13 protein-coding genes are annotated in these 16,423 nt (G+C 57.9%); 12 read left to right on the forward strand and 1 reads right to left on the reverse strand.

Going from position 1 to position 16,423, the window contains the following annotated elements:
* Positions 1-26 precede the first annotated feature (26 nt).
* The 4 genes from B3Z17_RS01530 to B3Z17_RS01545 all read left to right on the forward strand — a co-directional run bounded on the left by B3Z17_RS01530 (position 27) and on the right by B3Z17_RS01545 (position 6,188).
* Complete coding sequence (locus B3Z17_RS01530) at positions 27-920, forward strand: 3-keto-5-aminohexanoate cleavage protein (RefSeq protein WP_286828283.1); 894 nt, start codon at positions 27-29, stop codon at positions 918-920.
* A 22-nt stretch (positions 921-942) separates the two neighbouring features.
* Complete coding sequence (locus tag B3Z17_RS01535) at positions 943-2,127, forward strand: alpha/beta hydrolase (protein ID WP_286828284.1); 1,185 nt, start codon at positions 943-945, stop codon at positions 2,125-2,127.
* Positions 2,128-2,568: 441 nt separating this feature from the next.
* The gene (locus B3Z17_RS01540; protein WP_286828285.1) at positions 2,569-5,043 is read left to right on the forward strand and encodes a TonB-dependent receptor domain-containing protein; all 2,475 of its coding nucleotides are present in this window, start codon (positions 2,569-2,571) and stop codon (positions 5,041-5,043) included.
* A gap of 131 nt (positions 5,044-5,174) precedes the next feature.
* Entirely contained in the window at positions 5,175-6,188 is a 1,014-nt protein-coding gene (locus B3Z17_RS01545) for an alpha/beta hydrolase (protein WP_286828286.1), read from the forward strand.
* Positions 6,189-6,551: 363 nt separating this feature from the next.
* On the opposite strand, the gene B3Z17_RS01550 is transcribed toward B3Z17_RS01545, so the two are convergent.
* On the reverse strand, positions 6,552-7,448 hold the full coding sequence (locus tag B3Z17_RS01550; RefSeq protein ID WP_286828287.1) for a LysR family transcriptional regulator: 897 nt from the start codon (positions 7,446-7,448) through the stop codon (positions 6,552-6,554).
* 191 nt (positions 7,449-7,639) lie between these two features.
* Here B3Z17_RS01550 and B3Z17_RS01555 point away from each other — a divergent pair, with 191 nt between their 5' ends.
* The 8 genes from B3Z17_RS01555 to B3Z17_RS01590 all read left to right on the forward strand — a co-directional run bounded on the left by B3Z17_RS01555 (position 7,640) and on the right by B3Z17_RS01590 (position 16,347).
* Positions 7,640-8,731, forward strand: a complete 1,092-nt coding sequence (locus B3Z17_RS01555; protein ID WP_286828288.1) for a Gfo/Idh/MocA family protein — start codon at positions 7,640-7,642, stop codon at positions 8,729-8,731.
* Positions 8,725-10,299, forward strand: coding sequence for a class I adenylate-forming enzyme family protein (locus tag B3Z17_RS01560; protein ID WP_286828289.1), 1,575 nt, complete (start codon positions 8,725-8,727; stop codon positions 10,297-10,299). Before B3Z17_RS01555 ends, B3Z17_RS01560 begins: the two co-directional genes overlap by 7 nt.
* 84 nt (positions 10,300-10,383) lie before the next feature.
* Positions 10,384-11,328 (forward strand): SDR family NAD(P)-dependent oxidoreductase, encoded by a 945-nt coding sequence (locus tag B3Z17_RS01565; protein ID WP_286828290.1) that lies wholly within the window; start codon positions 10,384-10,386, stop codon positions 11,326-11,328.
* Positions 11,321-12,517 (forward strand): acetyl-CoA C-acyltransferase, encoded by a 1,197-nt coding sequence (locus B3Z17_RS01570; protein WP_286828291.1) that lies wholly within the window; start codon positions 11,321-11,323, stop codon positions 12,515-12,517. The genes B3Z17_RS01565 and B3Z17_RS01570 overlap by 8 nt, the downstream gene beginning before the upstream one ends.
* Before the next feature lie 274 nt (positions 12,518-12,791).
* Positions 12,792-13,952, forward strand: coding sequence for a branched-chain amino acid aminotransferase (locus B3Z17_RS01575; protein WP_286828292.1), 1,161 nt, complete (start codon positions 12,792-12,794; stop codon positions 13,950-13,952).
* A gap of 428 nt (positions 13,953-14,380) precedes the next feature.
* Complete coding sequence (locus B3Z17_RS01580; protein ID WP_286828293.1) at positions 14,381-15,085, forward strand: CoA transferase subunit A; 705 nt, start codon at positions 14,381-14,383, stop codon at positions 15,083-15,085.
* On the forward strand, positions 15,085-15,717 hold the full coding sequence (locus tag B3Z17_RS01585) for a 3-oxoacid CoA-transferase subunit B (RefSeq protein WP_286828294.1): 633 nt from the start codon (positions 15,085-15,087) through the stop codon (positions 15,715-15,717). Before B3Z17_RS01580 ends, B3Z17_RS01585 begins: the two co-directional genes overlap by 1 nt.
* Before the next feature lie 33 nt (positions 15,718-15,750).
* On the forward strand, positions 15,751-16,347 hold the full coding sequence (locus tag B3Z17_RS01590; RefSeq protein WP_286828295.1) for an isochorismatase family protein: 597 nt from the start codon (positions 15,751-15,753) through the stop codon (positions 16,345-16,347).
* The last annotated feature ends 76 nt before the right edge of the window (positions 16,348-16,423 follow it).

Genomic DNA, 16,423 nt, shown 5'->3' on the forward strand with positions numbered 1-16,423 from the left:
TCATTTCCATTCAAGAAAGTTCTGTTATGTCCCGTAAAATCATCCTCACCTGTGCCATCACCGGAAACGGCGAATATAATCTCGGGCACCCAAGTTTCCCGGTCACGCCTCAGGAAATCGCTGATTCCGCGCTCGAGGCCGAAGAGGCCGGTGCGTCCTGCGTGCACCTCCATGTCCGCGATGTTGAGACCAGGCTCGGCAGCCGCAACCCCGAGCTCTTCCTCGATATGGCGACCCGGGTGCGTGACGGCGGCGTCCGGGCGGTCATCAATATCACCTGCGGTGGAGGCGGCCGCTTCTATCCCGACCCGAACGACGAGTCCCGAGCGGGGCCCGGGTCCGATGTCGCGTCCGCCGAGGAACGGGTCCGACATATCGAGCTCACCATGCCGGAGGTCTGCTCGATCGACGTTACGACCCAGAACCAGGTCGACGGTGCTCACCCTTATGTCTATCTCAACACCGAATATACCCTGCGCAAGATGGCAAAGCGCTTCCAGGAGCTGGGCGTCAAGCCGGAGATCGAGGTTTTTGCCCCAGGCGACGTCATGCTCGCGAAAAAGATGATCGAGGAGGGGCTCTTCGACGCCCCGCCCATGTTCCAGATCGTTATGGGCACGCGCTGGGGCCTGCCGGCGACCCCGGAAACCATGATCTATATGCGCGACCTGCTGCCTGCGGGGGCACCGTGGGCCGCTTTTGGCATTGCCCGCATGCAGATGCCCATGGTGGCGCAGGCGGCACTGCTGGGGGGTAATGTCCGGGTTGGCCTCGAGGACAATCTTTATCTGAGCCGCGGCGTCTTCGCTACCAACGGCCAACTGGTCGAGCGCGCCCGCACCATCATCGAGCATCTGGGCTTTGAGGTCGCAACACCCGACGAGGCGCGCGCCATGCTCGGGCTCGGCAAACGTCAATAGCCAACCCATCGGAGATAGTCTCATGCGCACCCATATCGTTTCCATTCTGTCCATCTTGATCGCGACCGGCGCGCTCCAGTGCGGCTTTGCGGGCAGGGCCCAAGCCGAAGAGGCTAAGGCCTCGTCGGCCACAGTTGATCCAAGCGGCACCATCCATACGCCGAACGGCATCCTGCCGCTTTCGCCCTTCATCAGCGATGAGGCGAAGGCGGCGGTCAACGCCTGGCTCCAGGGCCAGATCAAAGCCGGTGGCGCGGAGATGGCCGGCAGCTTCACCCGGTGCGGTGTCGAGCCGAATATCTGGGACGCGGACGTGCTACTCGCCGTGCGCGACTGTTACCTGAAGCAGAAGAATCTTCCCGCCAAGCTGGCGGAGCTTCGGGACATCTATGACGTGGATATCGAAACCCGGGCCATTGGTGGGGTGGAGACCGACATCGTAACCCCAGCCAAGGGCGTGGAGGAGAAGAACAAGCACCGGGCCCTGATCCAGATCCACGGCAGCGCGCTCTATCTTGACCATCCCGACCTGCGCAAGATCGCCTCGATCCCGATGGCCGCACTCGGCGGAATCAAGGTTTACGGCGTCGATTATCGCATGGCACCCGAAGGCAGGCACCCCGACGCCCTTGTTGACGTTGCTTCGGTATATAAGGAACTGCTCCAGGAGTATCCGGCCGAGAATATCGGCATCTTCGGTTGCTCCGCCGGCGCGCAGATCACGACCTGGTCCATGGCCTGGTTCCTGCAGGAAGGTTTGCCGGTGCCGGGCGCCATCTCGATCAATGGCGAAAGTGGGGTGTATCCCTGGAAGACCGGTGATAACGCCTATTATAACGGCGCCTTTATGGGGCGGCCGCTGACAGGGGTGCCCACACGGCCCACCGACCGCACCCGCGATCACTACTATGTGCAGGCCATGCCCGACGATGATCCGATCATGAATGTCGATTCAGACCTTGAACGCCTGGCGCAGTTCCCGCCCGCGCTCGTGATCAATTCGACAAGGGATAGCACCATGAGCTCGGCCATCTATCTGCACCGGCAGTTGCGGCGGGCCGGTGTCGATGCCGAGTTGCAGATATGGGAAGGCATGCCGCACTGTTTTTATGCGAGCATGCTCGATCTCCCGGAAACCAGGGAGGTCTACCGCGAGATGGAAGCTTTCTTCGACAAGCACCTGGGGATGGACCCTCGGGGCGAGTGAATTTGGGGGCGATCTCGTCGCCGAAGCGGCTGTTCTGGCCATCTGCTTATGCCGCTCACGTCCAAAGCCTGGCGTCTTTCATAAGTAAAGGCCTGCACTCTTATGTGCAGGCCTTTACTTGTTATACTGTTGGCCAGTCTGGCTATAGAACAGGCCGGGCTATAGAAACGGATCGCGTAGTGAAAGCAGATCACATTGTAAAAAAAAGTACACATAGTTCCATGCCCCCAGTCTTTACCCCTAGCCGCGTGACCGTGGCTGGGAGGAACGTCCCGATGAAAATCGGTATAAAGACATAGGGAATAGGAAAATGAACTTCAAACTGTCAGCCAGTGTTATCGCGATCTCTGTCGCCCTTGCCTCGGTGCCGTTGGCGCGGCCCAGGGTGGGGCCCCAAGCACCTTTGATATCGAGATCAGCGAGCAGCGTCTCGATCGTGCCTTGAGCAAGCTCGCTCAGCAGGCAGGCTTCCAGCTTCTCATCCAGTCAGAGGATGTGCGCGGAGTTACGGCGGGCCTCAGCGCTGGGCGCTACACCTCATCGGAGGCTCTTACGCAGTTGCTGGCCGGCACGAACCTAACCTTCCGGTCGGTCCAAGGTGGCGCCATCGCCATCGTGCCGCTTGGTGCGGGCGGTGTCCGCTCGATCTCCTATGCGGAAGGGTACGACTATGCCCAGGGCGTGGCAGCCTCGCAGGATGACGAGCGGGTGGATGAGGTCAGGAGCGGGGACATCTTCCTTGAGGAGATTGTTGTCACGGCGACCAAGCGGGCGACGAGTCTTCAGGATACGCCGATGTCTATTGCTGCTATTGGGGCCGAGGAGATTGAGCGGCGGGGTCTTGTTGGTATGGGGGACTATTTGAATTCGGTTCCGGGAGTAAGTGTGTTGGACGGCGCCGCAGGTAGGACGTCGCTCGTTATCCGTGGCGCGTCCTCGAATCCTCAGAACGAAGGGGAGAGCAATGGTAGTGTTGTTGGTGTCTATTTTGGTGAGACTCCCATCACTGGGCTTGCTTCGTATTATAGTAATCCTGACGTGAAACTGGTGGACATGGAGAGAGTTGAGGTGCTGAGGGGCCCCCAAGGAACCCTCTACGGTTCCAGTAACCTTGGAGGCACCATAAGGAATATTCCGGCTGCGCCGAATTTACACGCCTTTGAAGGTCGGATAGAGGCCGGTTATTCACATACCGGCGGCTATGGTGATGGAAATTCCGAATTGCAGGGTGTTGTCAATATTCCTTTGATCGAAGATCGACTTGCTCTTCGGGTAGTGGGGTTTCGATTTGAAAACAGTGGTTACTATAGGAACTTGGGCATAAGTGATCCAAGTATTGCAGCAGGTGTTGCTCAGTGGGGCGCAGTTGCAGCAACAGCACGTGGTGATGTGGGTAATGATAAATATTTGGGCGGGCGGATAAGTTTACGGTGGGAGCCGAATGAGAAACTGCGGTTCAATTTGATGTATATGTACCAGGATATCGATCAAGATGGCTGGGCAGTCGCTGATCTTGACCTCGGGGAGCAAAGCTATTTACAGCGTGGGTACAAAATGCGTCTCACTGAAGATGGTGAGTCTGAGTTCAACGAAAGTTTTGGGTCGGAAATAGAAATTACCAACGCAACGGTCGAATATACGTTGGGCTCCATGAGTCTTCTCTCTTCAACATCATGGGTAAACGAGCAGAGTTATATCCATCGCGAAGTTGGTCCAATCTTTTTTGGGTTTATCCCTGCTGGGACTCCTCTTGAATTTGACAACAGCGCCTTTATTGAGGAGGCGCGCCTGACATCACAGTTTAGCGGCCCTTTTCAATTCGTACTCGGGATGTATTACGAGGATATTGAGAATGCAGGCACTTCTCAAAGGGGCTTTTTCGGTGGTGCTTTAGAGGCTAATCCGTTCCCTGAGGTACTTCTTTATGACTTGTCTTCCTCGTCCAAGACTAAACAAAAGGCCCTGTTTGGCGAGGTTTCTTACGATATTCTTGAACAGTTGAAACTAACCGCTGGAGTACGGGTATTTGACTATGATCGAGAAATTTCAGGAATTACCCGGCCAAGTGCTTTCTTGCCAGCTGGTAGCACCCATATCGAAGGGGGGGCTTCCGACAGCAACTACAAGGTAAGTTTAGACTATACGCCAAACCGTGATTCCTTGTTTTATGTTACATGGAGCCAAGGCTTTAGGCTGGGTAGGCCGGTGCCGGCAAATCCTCAGCCGCTGTGTGACCAGGATTCTGATGGCATTTTCGATAATACTGAAGGTGTGTCCACTGCAGACCGGGTCCTCGACTCGGACTTTGTTGACAATTATGAATTGGGTGGGAAGTTTAGTCTTTTCGACAATCGCCTGCGGTTGAATGCAGGGGTTTATCAAGTAAATTGGGACAAAATCCCTATTTCCATGGTGGCGGTGCCAGGCTGTACAGTAACGGTTAACGCAGGAAAGGCTAGGTCTCGTGGTGTCGAATTTGAGGGGACCTGGTCTATCGCTCGCGATCTCATGCTCAATTTTGGTGCATCGTTGGTCAAAGCAGTGCTTACAGAAGATGCAGGGTTGCTTGGTAACTCTGGAGACCGTCTGCCTGGCGCCCCGAGATATAATGTCAATGTCGGCCTGCAGTATGAATTTGATGTAGCGGGGTATGGCTCGTTTTTGCGCAGTGATTATTACTATGTCGGCGGGTTTTACCATAATATCGCTCAGACAGGACCTGAGCTTGGTAAGTATGGTAAATTGAACGTCAGAGTTGGCGTTGATATTGATGATCACACCCGCATTGAGTTATTCGCCAACAATTTGATGGATGAAGCAGGCCCTGCGTGGATTGATGGCGACGGATTTGTCAATCCACGCGCATATCTTCTCCGTCCACGTACCATCGGAATGAATATCAGTGTGGACTTTTAATTCACTGATCAAAGCAGTTTTACCGAGTGCTAGCTGGTGCCCGGTGAAACTGCAGGCGCTCTCATAGTCTCTCCCTAGGTGTCGAGCAAAATGAGTGGCGAACTCAGATACAAATAAAGGAACTTTGCGCAATGAAGACGATCCTATTCAGTTTTGTTCTGCTCGTAGGAATTCCTGCCGCGGCTTGTTCAGCGGAGAAGAATGGTGGCTCCATTCAATCAGGTCAGCTTGGTACGATAATTGGGGCGATCAACGAGCCAACAGGCGTCACTCTTGAGCCATTACGTCGCATGCGCGGCGAGAAGTTTGAGTGGGATCATGAAATCCAAGTAGCACTGCCTCCTTCGTACTTCAAAACCGAAAAGCCTTATCCAGTGCTTTGGGTTGTAGACGGGTTGTACTCTTTTGATCGAGCTACGCGGATTGTATATAGTGAAGTAAAGAAACATTTGCCGGAAATGATAGTCGTCGGTATTGGCGTTCCATTTTCCGAGGTAGCAGCTAACACCCAGCGGCGTCCATATGAGTTTTCTTCGTCGTCGGAGGCTGTTGGATTTGAGGGATTGGGAGGTTACATTCTTGAAGAGAAGTTATCAGAAGCCAGACAGCGAATTCAGGGTAGTGGCCGGCCAGTTTGGTCAAGGACTGGTGGGGCGGCAGACTTCTTAAATTTTATTATTGACGAAGTGCGGCCCGTTTTAGCGAAAGAGTATCGGATGTCCGATGACAATACGTTGTATGGTCATTCAGGCGGTGGCTATTTTTGTACCTATGCGTTGTTCGCCCGGACGGAATCTTTTTCCAAATATGTCTGCGGTAGTCCCAACTTGTTTGGAAGTAACTTCGATCTGTTCAAGATGGAGGAGCAATATGCAAACGAGCACCGAGATATGAAAGCGTCGGTCTTTTTCGGTGTAGGGGAAAGTGAGATTCTCGAAGATACATTTAATGGTGTCATCCCTGCGTGGGCGATCGTAAGCTCCACAGCTCGTATGGGGGAGATACTCTATCTTAGAAAATATCCGTCGTTGGATATCAATGTGCGAGTTTTCCCAAGTGAGGATCACATATCGGTCATACCACTGAATTTGGCTTGGGGGCTCCGAACGTTGTGGGCGAACGATGCTCGGAACGTTGAGCAATAAAATGCGGCTGATGATTTGGATTTATTGCCGCTCCCAGGAGGGCGTGCCCATTGAAGTAATTTCAGTTGGGTTCATACGTTCCAGAGATATGGGGGCAGCTTGGTTTGAAATATGATGCCCGACATCTCAATATGGGTTTCGCTCTCCTCCTCTTGCTGCACGGATGCACCTTTGTTGAGGCGACGACGTCGCCTATATGGTCGATTATCTGACCTACCTGGAAGATTGGGTCGAGCCGCAAGCTCTGGCACCTGAAGAATTAGCGTTTACGCACCCGTTTTCTCCTACCCGCTCCGCGCCAGATATGGCGGACAATTTCGTATCCCAGGATTGATTTAGGTGGTTGTGGAACCTTCCTATGCTTCAGGGAGGCCACAGTGTCTGATCGTCCATCTGGTCCATAAAGTTCCTTAGCGCCGGGTTTGCATTGTCTTTTCTCCAGACCATGGCGCGTTCCAGCATCATTCCCTTTTCCTCGATGGCGAGGAGCGTCACGTCGGAAGCGCGGGGGATGGACCCTTTAGTCGCAAACATCACGCCGTAACCTTTGCGCACCATCTCAAGCGCGATTGCCGTGCTGGCCGGCTGGAGGTGTGACGCTACTTTCACACCGGCCGCGCTGAATATTTCGGCGAGTTTCCGGTCGAAGGCGGAGGGAATGTCGTTGATCGAGTAGAGGTGCCGCTCCTCGGCGGTGTCCTTGAGCCTGACACTGTCCTTTGTGGCCAGGCGGTGGTCCTTGGGGACCGCGAGCATGATCGGTGTGGGCGGCAGGGCCCGCACCTCGCACTCGGCCAGGAGGGCCGGTGTTGGACTCGTGGTGAAGATGCAGTCGAACTCGCCGTCGACCAACCTGCTCGCGAGCGCGAGCGACCGCTCCTGGTAAAATCGCAGGATCATCTCCGGGTAGGCCTGGCTGAACCCATGCAGCATATCCGGCAAGGCGCCATAGTTATAATCGTCGGTATGACCGACCGTCAGCACGCCAGTCTCGCCTGTGCTCGCTCGCCGCGCCACCTGTTTCGCCAGATCAACATCCTTCAGGATGCGCAGCGCACTGTCGTAGAGCGATTTTCCCGCCGGGGTGAGCGTCACCGCCCGTTTGCGACCGCGCTCGAACAGCGGTTCGCCAATCTCCTCTTCAAGCAGTTTGATGGCCTGGCTCAGGGGCGGCTGGGTAATGTGCAGTATCTCGGCCGCTTTGCGAAAATGCAGCTCATGCGCCAGGGTGACAAAATACCGTAACTGTCTGAATTCCATGTTTTCTCTCGGATCTGATGCTTTGTGTTGCGTCGCCTTGGCGTGAGGATTTTGATTGTTTTTAGGGATTATACGATCTGAATTTAATATTGGAATAAATTAAAAATTCAAGACAAGTTGCATTTCAAGGACGGGGCAGGGTCGTCGGTCTTGTATTTCTGGCCATGTATTTGAGGCAACTGGTTTTCAGTATGGATAGTCGAAAGCTCAGAATAGGCGTGATCGGGCTCGGAGGTGTCTCACGCGCACACTTGCAAGCGGTCGAAGACCATGACGTCGCGACCGTCATCTCCGTATGCGATGTCGATGACGCAAGAGTTCGGGAGGCTGCCGCACGCTTTGGGGCCGCCGCCTTCAGTAACTACCGCGACCTTCTCTATGGAGGCGATATCGACCTGGCGCTCGTGCTGACACCGGCCTCTACCCACCGGGAAATTGTTGAGGCCGGTGCCGAAGCAGGCGTGCATATCCTCTGCGAGAAGCCGATGGCGGTGTCGCTCGAGGACGCCAGATCAATGGTGGCGGCCTGTGCTTCGGCTGGCGTGAAGCTATTCTACGGTTCCTGCTACCGCTATCTGCCGGCGATGCGCGCGGCGAGATCGCTCATTGCGTCGGGCACCATCGGTCGGGTGCAGCTCCTCACCGAGCAATTGGTCGGCGGGAACGGCTATGACCGCTACCGTGAGCTTACGTCGATCCATTATCCGCTCGGCGGCCCGGGTGGCCCGGGGATGGGGCTCGTCGATCACGGCATCCATCTTATCGATACCTTCCCGTGGCTTATCGGCTCAGACATCGAAGCTGCCTGGGGTCGAGGATTGCGCTCCGGCAGTGCCGCCGACACCGAATATCTCATGATGCGTTTCAGGAGCGGTGCCATTGGTAGCCTGCTCTATAATGCAGCGACCTTCTCGACCCAGCTTCCCACTGAGGGTGTCTTCAGTGGTGGCCAAGGCTGGCAGGCCGACAGCAGTATCACTGCGCCCGGCCGCTGGGATGCCCATCCGGGCTCTATATCCGTCTACGGCACGGACGGCGCGCTACGGATTTTTCACTACGCCAATGCGCTGTACCTCGCGGACGCCGACGGTGTCCGGAAGGTCGACTGTGCGGGCCGTCCGGCCTTCGGGCATTTCGCGACCCAGCTTGAGGCCTGCGCAAAGTCCATTTTTGAGGATAGCGCCCCCGACGTGGATGGTGACGATGGCCTGCGAGCCCTTGAGGTGCTTCTGCGAGCTTACGGGCCGGACACAGAGGGGCGATCGGAGGGGCGATCATGGTAAAGCTGGAGCGTGTGCGTGAAGGCGCTGCGGGCCGGGTGCCTGATATAGACCTGCGGCTGCGTGATGTCGCCCTGCGGGCGCCTGAACGCGTGGCACTCGCGTGCGGGGTAGAGACCCTGTCCTGGGGTGCGTTCAACACGTACGTCAGCCGGATCGCCAACGCTTTGATCGCAGTCGGTGTCGGACCGGGGGACAAGGTCGCGCTTCTGGGCCGCAACAGTATTCCTTATGTGCTTGCCATGTTTGGTGCCCTGCGGGCAGGCGCCTGTTTTGTCCCGCTCTCCACCTTGACGTCCGGAGAGGCGCTCACCGGCATGATCCGCGACAGCGGCGCCCGGTGCCTTTTTCTGTCCGGGGAATTCAGGGAGATACTGCGTCCCGAGCTCGACAGCCTCCGGCCTCTTATGGAGCAAGGCGTGATTGACCTCGAAGGGACGGCCGGTAGTGGTATGAGCCTTGAGGACTTCATCCGCGATGCACCTGTGGGGCGGTCTGTGGTGGATCATGTGCCCGAGCAGGGCTTCAATCTGATCTACTCTTCCGGGACCACAGGCGTGCCCAAGGGCATTCTGCAGTCCCGGGCTTATCGCGCGCTTGAGGCGCAGCATATGATCGAAGGTTTCGGTCTTGATGGCGAGGCCCATACCATTGTAGCGACGCCGCTTTATTCCAACACCACCTTGTTTCTTTTTCTCGCGGTGATGGCAGCAGGTGGTTCGGCCACTTTGATGCCCAAGTTCAGCGTGGGTGAGTTTCTGCGCCTGTGCGGCCAGACCCGTCCGACCCATCAAGTGCTGGTGCCCGTGCAATATGAGCGCCTTCTGGCCTCAGAAGACTTTGGCCGCGCCGATCTGAGCTCGTTCCGGGAGAAATTCTGCACCAGCGCGCCTCTCAGAACATCCGTGAAGCGCGAAATCCTAGACCGCTGGCCCGCGGGCGGGCTCACCGAGTTCTACGGCATGACCGAGGGCGGCGTGAGCTGCATGCTGCGCGCCCACGAGCGGCCCGACAAGCTGAACACGGTTGGCCAACCCTCTCATGGCTGCGAACTGCGCATCCTCGACGATGAGGGCGAAGAGCTCGGCACAGGCATGCCCGGCGAGATTGTCGCCCGGTCAGACAAGATGATGAGCGGCTATCATAATCGCCCGGACGCCACCCGTGAGGCGAGCTGGTTTGACGCAGACGGTGTGCGCTTTCAGCGCAGCGGCGATATCGGTTGGCTCGACGAGGAAGGTTTTCTCCATCTGCTTGACCGCAAGAAGGACGTGATCATCTCCGGCGGCTTCAACATCTATGCCGTCGATCTCGAGGCGGTCCTGCTCTCCTGCCCGGGCGTAGCCGACGCGGCGGTTGTCGCCGCTCCGAGCGAACGCTGGGGCGAGACGCCGGTCGCCTTTGTGGTCCTGGAGGAAGAAAGTTCCCTTGACCCCGAGACGGTGCGGCAGGCCGCCAATGCCGGGCTCGGCAAGGCGCAGCAAATCGGGGAGGTGAGGCTTATCGACGCGCTGCCCCGCAGCCCGATCGGCAAGATATTGAAACGGGAGCTCAAAGCCCGGCTCCAGTGAGCGGAAACCGGCGCCAGGTGCTTCCCTGAGAATTGTGAAAACAGTGAGCATTGTGAAAACAGACGATGAATATTGGATTGATCTATGACTATCGGACTTGATGGACGCGTCGCCATTATCACCGGCGCCGGCAACGGGCTCGGGCGATCCCACGCTCTGGGATTGGCCGAGCGCGGCGTAAAACTAATTGTAAACGACCTCGGGGGCACGCTTGATGGCGGGGGCGCCTCTGCGAGTGCCGCGGAAAATGTTGCTGCGGAAATCCGCAGCAGGGGCGGTGAAGCTCTGGCGAGCGGCGCCAATGTGAGCCGTCTCGATGAGGTCGAGGCCATGGTCGGTGAGGCTCTCAGCACCTTTGGCCGGGTCGATATCCTTGTCAACAATGCCGGCATCCTGCGCGACAAAACCTTCGCCAAGATGAGCATGGAGGATTTCCGGGCAGTGGTCGACGTTCATCTCATGGGGTCCGCCAATTGCGCCAAAGCGGTCTGGGATATCATGCGCGATCAGCGCTATGGCCGCATCGTCATGACCTCTTCCTCAAGCGGCATTTACGGTAACTTTGGCCAGTCAAACTATGGCGCAGCCAAGATGGGTTGCGTGGGGCTGATGAATGTCCTCCATCTCGAGGGGCGTAAATATAATATCAGGGTGAACACCCTGTCGCCTACAGCGGCCACCCGAATGACAGAAGGCCTCATCCCGCGCCGTGTGCTCGATCTCATGACCGTGGAAAGTGTCACAGCGGGCATGCTGGCGCTGGTCGCTGAGGAGGCACCCTCACGCCTGATCCTCTGCGCCGGGGCTGGCGGCTATGCAGCGACACGCATCCATGAGACGGAGGGCATCTATCTTGATCCCGGGCAGCAGCGACCGGAAGCGATCTTGAGCCAGCTGCGGGATATTGTCGACCCGTCGGGCCAGCGCATCCTCACCGAGGCCTTCGAGCAGACCGACAAATTTGTCGCGAAGGCAGCACAGGCGGCCGGCATCGATCTCGAGAAAGCCGAGGAGCCCGAGCATGCGTGAAGCGGTTATTGTGTCAACAGCCCGCACGCCCATCGGTCGGGCCTATCGCGGCGCCTTCAACGTGACACCGGCGCCGACCCTTGCCGGGCATGCCATTGCCCACGCCGTCCGGCGCGCGAAAGTCGACCCGGATCAAATCGGTGACGTAGTGATCGGATCCGCCCTGCAGCAGGGCACGGGCTTTATGAATGTGGCCCGCCAGAGCGTCATCCGGGCCGGCCTGCCGGTGAGCGTCGCCGCCCAGTCGGTCGACCGCCAGTGTGCCTCGGGCCTCATGGCGATCTCGATTGCCGCCAAAGGCATCATCGTCGACGGCATGACGATCGCGGTCGGTGGCGGTGTGGACTCGATTTCCACCAACCAGGTCGACAAGGCTTTCTCTGTCCCGGATCCCTGGATCGAGGCCCACAAGCCGTCGCTCTATATGTCGATGCTGGAGACCGCCGAAATCGTATCCGAGCGCTACAATATCGCCCGCGAGGTCCAGGACGCTTATGCCCTGCAGTCGCAAAAGCGTACGGCCGCAGCACAAGAGGCCGGCAGGTTCGATGATGAGATCGTCCCTCTGGCGGCGGTGATGAAGGTTATGGACAAGGATACAGGCGAGATTTCCGACAAACATGTCGAGCTCGCCCGCGATGAGGGCAACCGGCCTGGAACCACCATCGAGGCCCTGCAGGACCTGCAGCCGGTATTCTCTGGCGGTCAGGTCGTCGCCAAGGGCCAATATGTGACGGCAGGTAATGCGAGCCAGCTTTCCGACGGCGCTTCGGCTGCCGTCCTGATGGAGGCTCGGGCGGCCGAGCGCTTCGGGCTCGACCCTATCGGCATCTACCGGGGTGTCGCTGTCGCGGGCCTCGAGCCTGATGAGATGGGCATCGGACCGGTCCTTGCGGTACCCGGTCTCCTGAAGGCCCACAGCCTGAAGATAGAGGATATCGGCCTCTGGGAACTCAATGAGGCCTTTGCCTGTCAGGTCGTCTATTGCCGGGACCGGCTCGGCATACCGGATGAGCGTCTGAATGTGAATGGCGGCGCAATATCAATTGGCCACCCTTATGGCATGTCCGGCGCGCGCATGGTCGGTCATGCCCTCCTTGAGGGCAAGCGCAGGGGCGTACGCTATGTGGTGATCACCATGTGCGTTGGCGGCGGCATGGGCGCCGCCGGGCTGTTCGAAGTATGTTGAAAGGTGATGACGGGTGGCGCGCCTGCAAGCTGGTCGCTCATACCGGTGATCTGCCGCTCGGTGGCACAGGATCATACCGGTTCTGGCACCAGCTTGTTCCGCACGGCCGCTCGGTCTCCGCAGGCTCGAGACAGCCTGCGTTTCCGACTGAGGGGAGGATATGTCCTCCCCTCTCTTTTAAGGGGCCGGGCCGGGCGTGACATCACGGAGGGCGTCCTGCAGGCCCGGGATTTGATGGGGCGCGGATGTTTTTGGGGCGAGGGGAGGAACCAGCATGAGCATGAAGATTGATGATCCGTCGGAGCAGGACCTTATACCGCGAGCGAGTGACCTGTCAGCGGTGGACGACCTTGCGGATGATCAACAGGCCATCCATGACACGCCGGTGGTGGTTCGGGCGGATATCACCGACACCCTAGCCTGTATGAGCCCGCCAGGCGACCGCACGTTCGGCAGAGCGTTGATGCCGGTCATCTGCAGCGCAGCCTGTAGAGACGGTGTTTGGTCGGATTTAGAGGTCAAGTTCGATCACGAGCTGACGGTCTCGGCGGGCTCTGTGGCGGTGCAATATGCCCAAAGTGTCTTTGAAGGCATGAAAGCCTATAAGGTTCGCCAGGACCGCCCGCAACTGTTCCGGCCTTTCGACCATGCCATTCGGTTTCAGAAGTCGGCCGAGCGTCTGTGCATGCCGCCGGTGCCCGAAAAACTGTTCCTGCGTGCCGTCAGCCTTATGGCCAGGCTTTATGAGCAGCATATTCCTTCGGACCGGGGCAGCGCGCTCTACCTGCGACCCACGCTCTTTGGCACCGATTATTCCCTCGAGATCGTACCGTCCGCCAATTATATCTTTACCGTGCACGCCGCACCGACGGTGCCTTTTTCCCAAGAGCCGAAATCGGTCCTGATCGAGCGAAGGGCCACAAGGTCGGCCCTTGGTGGTACCGGCGGGGTAAAAGCCGCGGGCAATTATGCCGGCGGTTTTGCCTCGCTTGGGCGTGCGCATGCCCACGGTTGCGCCACCAGTCTCTGGCTCGATCCCAAGGAAGGTCGGTTTGTAGAAGAATTGTCTCTGATGAATTTTTTCGCGGTCAGGGACGGGAAACTCATCACACCCGAGCCCAGGGACAGTTTCCTGACCGGTATCACCCGCAAGTCTCTCATAAGTCTCGCGCGCCAGAATGGCCTCGAGGTGGTCGAGGAGAGCATCGATATCGACCTCCTGATTGCAGGAATCGAAGGCGGGCAGGTGAGTGAGGCCTTCTCAAGCGGTACCGCTGCGGTCGTGTCGCCCATCCGTTCGCTCAAGGAGGCGGATGGGCGGGAATATATAATGCCCCAGGCGACCGGCCCCATTACTTGTTCCTTGCGCCAGTCACTGCTGGATATTCAGGAAGGTCGCACCGGCAATAGTTGCGGCTGGATGTGGGACATATAGCCGTGAATCTTCTTGCACAAATAGATGGCTGTCAGGACCTAGTGAGCTTTGGGCTTCACAAGGTTCATAGCCAACCAGTTTCCCTTCGCCCGTTGCAGCATGGCCTGTGCGCCATCCCCAATTCCCGCTGCAAACCTCTCCCAGGGTCAGGCGAAGACGGGACCGGACAGGACACCCCCAATCCCTCAAACGCCCTCCTGTCCGGTCCCACGCCAATACCTGTCGGTAATCACCTGTCGGCGGCATGCCGGGATCGCACCCTCCTCACCCACGGCGTCCCGGCCATCCTGGCCCCCGCCGCCGGCAGCGAGACCGGGCGGGCAGCCCCGACCATACCCGCCCGGTCTCCTTCCAGAAAAGTCTCCCCGCTGGCCGAGGAGTGGTTGCGGCGAGTGGTAAATGGTCATGTCAAATTCGGAGATATATGAGTGAAAAAAGTTTTTGAAAGCGCGGAAGTTGCGCTTGAGGGTCTGTTGTTTGGCGGCATGACCATGATGGCAGGCGGCTTTGGCCTTTGCGGTATTCCGGAAAATCTTATTGCCGCGGTTCACAAGGCAGGCACCAAGGGCCTGACAGTGATCTCGAACAATTGCGGTGTGGACGGCTTTGGCCTCGGTATCCTGCTGGATGCCAAGCAGATCAGGAAGATGATTTCGTCTTACGTGGGCGAAAACAAGGAGTTCGAGCGCCAGTATCTGACCGGTGAGCTTGAGCTGGAGTTCAATCCGCAGGGCACGCTCGCGGAGCGCATCCGCGCTGGCGGCGCTGGTATTCCGGGGTTTTATACCAAAACCGGGGTTGGCACCCTGATCGCCGAGGGCAAGGAACACAAGGTTTTTGACGGCCAGACCTATATCATGGAAACCGGTCTGGTGGCCGATGTGTCCATCGTCAAGGCCTGGAAAGGCGACACCGAAGGCAACCTAGTGTTCCGCAAAACAGCGCGCAACTTCAACCCGATGATGGCTACGGCTGGCAAGGTCACAGTGGCTGAAGTGGAAGAGCTTGTGGCGCCGGGCGAGATTGATTCCGATCACATCCACACGCCGGGCATCTTTGTGCAACGCATTGTCAAGGGCACCTTCGAGAAACGCATCGAGCAGCGCACCGTTCGCAGTCGGGGAGACGCATAATGGCTTGGGACAGGAACCAGATGGCGGCACGGGCCGCGCGTGAACTTGAAGACGGCTTTTATGTCAATCTGGGTATCGGTATTCCGACCCTTGTGGCCAACTATATCCCTGAGGGCATTCAGGTGACCCTGCAGTCGGAAAACGGCATGCTGGGCATGGGCCCGTTCCCATATGAGGACGAGGTGGACGCCGACCTGATCAATGCCGGTAAGCAGACGATCACCCAGCTTCCCACCAGCTCCTATTTCTCGTCGTCCGACAGCTTCGGCATGATCCGTGGCGGCCATATCAACCTCAGTATCCTTGGTGCGATGGAAGTGGCGGAAAATGGCGATCTGGCCAACTGGATGATCCCGGGCAAGATGGTTAAGGGCATGGGCGGTGCGATGGATCTTGTGGCTGGCGTGCAGCGGGTGGTGGTGATCATGGATCACGTGAGCAAGGCGGGTGAGCCGAAGCTTTTGAAATCCTGCAGCCTTCCGCTCACCGGCGCTGGCGTGGTGGACCGTATCATCACGAATCTGGGCGTGTTCGACGTGGTTGAGGGCGGCCTCAAGGTAGTTGAACTCGCCGACGGGGTGACAATGGACATGGTCAAGGCGGCGACTGCGGCCAGTTTGACACCTGTTTAGGGGCGGCGCTCACCGGAAAAGAGGACAACACCCATGAACCATGACAGCGACATCTACCGTATTCTGATGCGGCCCGAAGAGACGGCCCTTGTGATCGTCGACCATCAGGAAGCTTTTGCTTCTTGTTTTGAAGCGGAGGCGATTACCGCGATCGAGACCGGGATCGCTGCTCTTGCCGAGGCGGCGGGGAGCGCCGGCATCCCGATCATCGTCAGCATGGTCGAGACCAACAGTATCGCCCCCGGCATCTTGCCTTCTCTCCGCGATGCCCTCCGGGGTGCCGCCGAGGTCAAGCGGACCGGTTTCAATCCGTGGGAGGAGAAAGCGTTCCTTAGCGCGATCAAAACCGCCAACCGGGAACGCCTGGTCATCGCGGGACTCTCGTCCGAAACCTCGCTTTCCTTCACTGCCCTTTGCGGCCTCGAGGAAGGCTTCGACATCTATGTGGTCAGGGACGCCTGCCTCGGCTATTCCGAAGACAGCATCACCATGACATTCTCTCGCCTGACCCAGGCAGGTGCAGTCCCCGTCAGTTGGCGACAGGCCGTGTTCGAATGGTGTCAGGGAACTGTTGAACCCGAACAAATCAGAAAAGTTCTGAAGCCGGTGACGTCGCTTCCGGTCAGATAATCTCTCTGGTCCAGCCCATTTTTGGGCTTGTCGCCGCACGCCACCGTGCCAATGCCTGCACACCTTGACGCCGCTT

This window comes from Kordiimonas sp. UBA4487 (assembly GCF_002389025.1).
Taxonomy (GTDB): Bacteria; Pseudomonadota; Alphaproteobacteria; order Sphingomonadales; family Kordiimonadaceae; genus Kordiimonas; species Kordiimonas lacus.

What these genes read in the sequence shown, in the direction of transcription:
- B3Z17_RS01530 (WP_286828283.1), top strand. Translation starts at nt 27, where the DNA reads ATGTCCCGTAAAATCATCCTCACCTGTGCCATCACCGGAAACGGCGAA.
- B3Z17_RS01535 (WP_286828284.1), top strand. Translation starts at nt 943, where the DNA reads ATGCGCACCCATATCGTTTCCATTCTGTCCATCTTGATCGCGACCGGC.
- B3Z17_RS01545 (WP_286828286.1), top strand. Translation starts at nt 5,175, where the DNA reads ATGAAGACGATCCTATTCAGTTTTGTTCTGCTCGTAGGAATTCCTGCC.
- B3Z17_RS01550 (WP_286828287.1), bottom strand. Translation starts at nt 7,448, where the DNA reads ATGGAATTCAGACAGTTACGGTATTTTGTCACCCTGGCGCATGAGCTG.
- B3Z17_RS01555 (WP_286828288.1), top strand. Translation starts at nt 7,640, where the DNA reads ATGGATAGTCGAAAGCTCAGAATAGGCGTGATCGGGCTCGGAGGTGTC.
- B3Z17_RS01560 (WP_286828289.1), top strand. Translation starts at nt 8,725, where the DNA reads ATGGTAAAGCTGGAGCGTGTGCGTGAAGGCGCTGCGGGCCGGGTGCCT.
- B3Z17_RS01565 (WP_286828290.1), top strand. Translation starts at nt 10,384, where the DNA reads ATGACTATCGGACTTGATGGACGCGTCGCCATTATCACCGGCGCCGGC.
- B3Z17_RS01570 (WP_286828291.1), top strand. Translation starts at nt 11,321, where the DNA reads ATGCGTGAAGCGGTTATTGTGTCAACAGCCCGCACGCCCATCGGTCGG.
- B3Z17_RS01575 (WP_286828292.1), top strand. Translation starts at nt 12,792, where the DNA reads ATGAGCATGAAGATTGATGATCCGTCGGAGCAGGACCTTATACCGCGA.
- B3Z17_RS01585 (WP_286828294.1), top strand. Translation starts at nt 15,085, where the DNA reads ATGGCTTGGGACAGGAACCAGATGGCGGCACGGGCCGCGCGTGAACTT.
- B3Z17_RS01590 (WP_286828295.1), top strand. Translation starts at nt 15,751, where the DNA reads ATGAACCATGACAGCGACATCTACCGTATTCTGATGCGGCCCGAAGAG.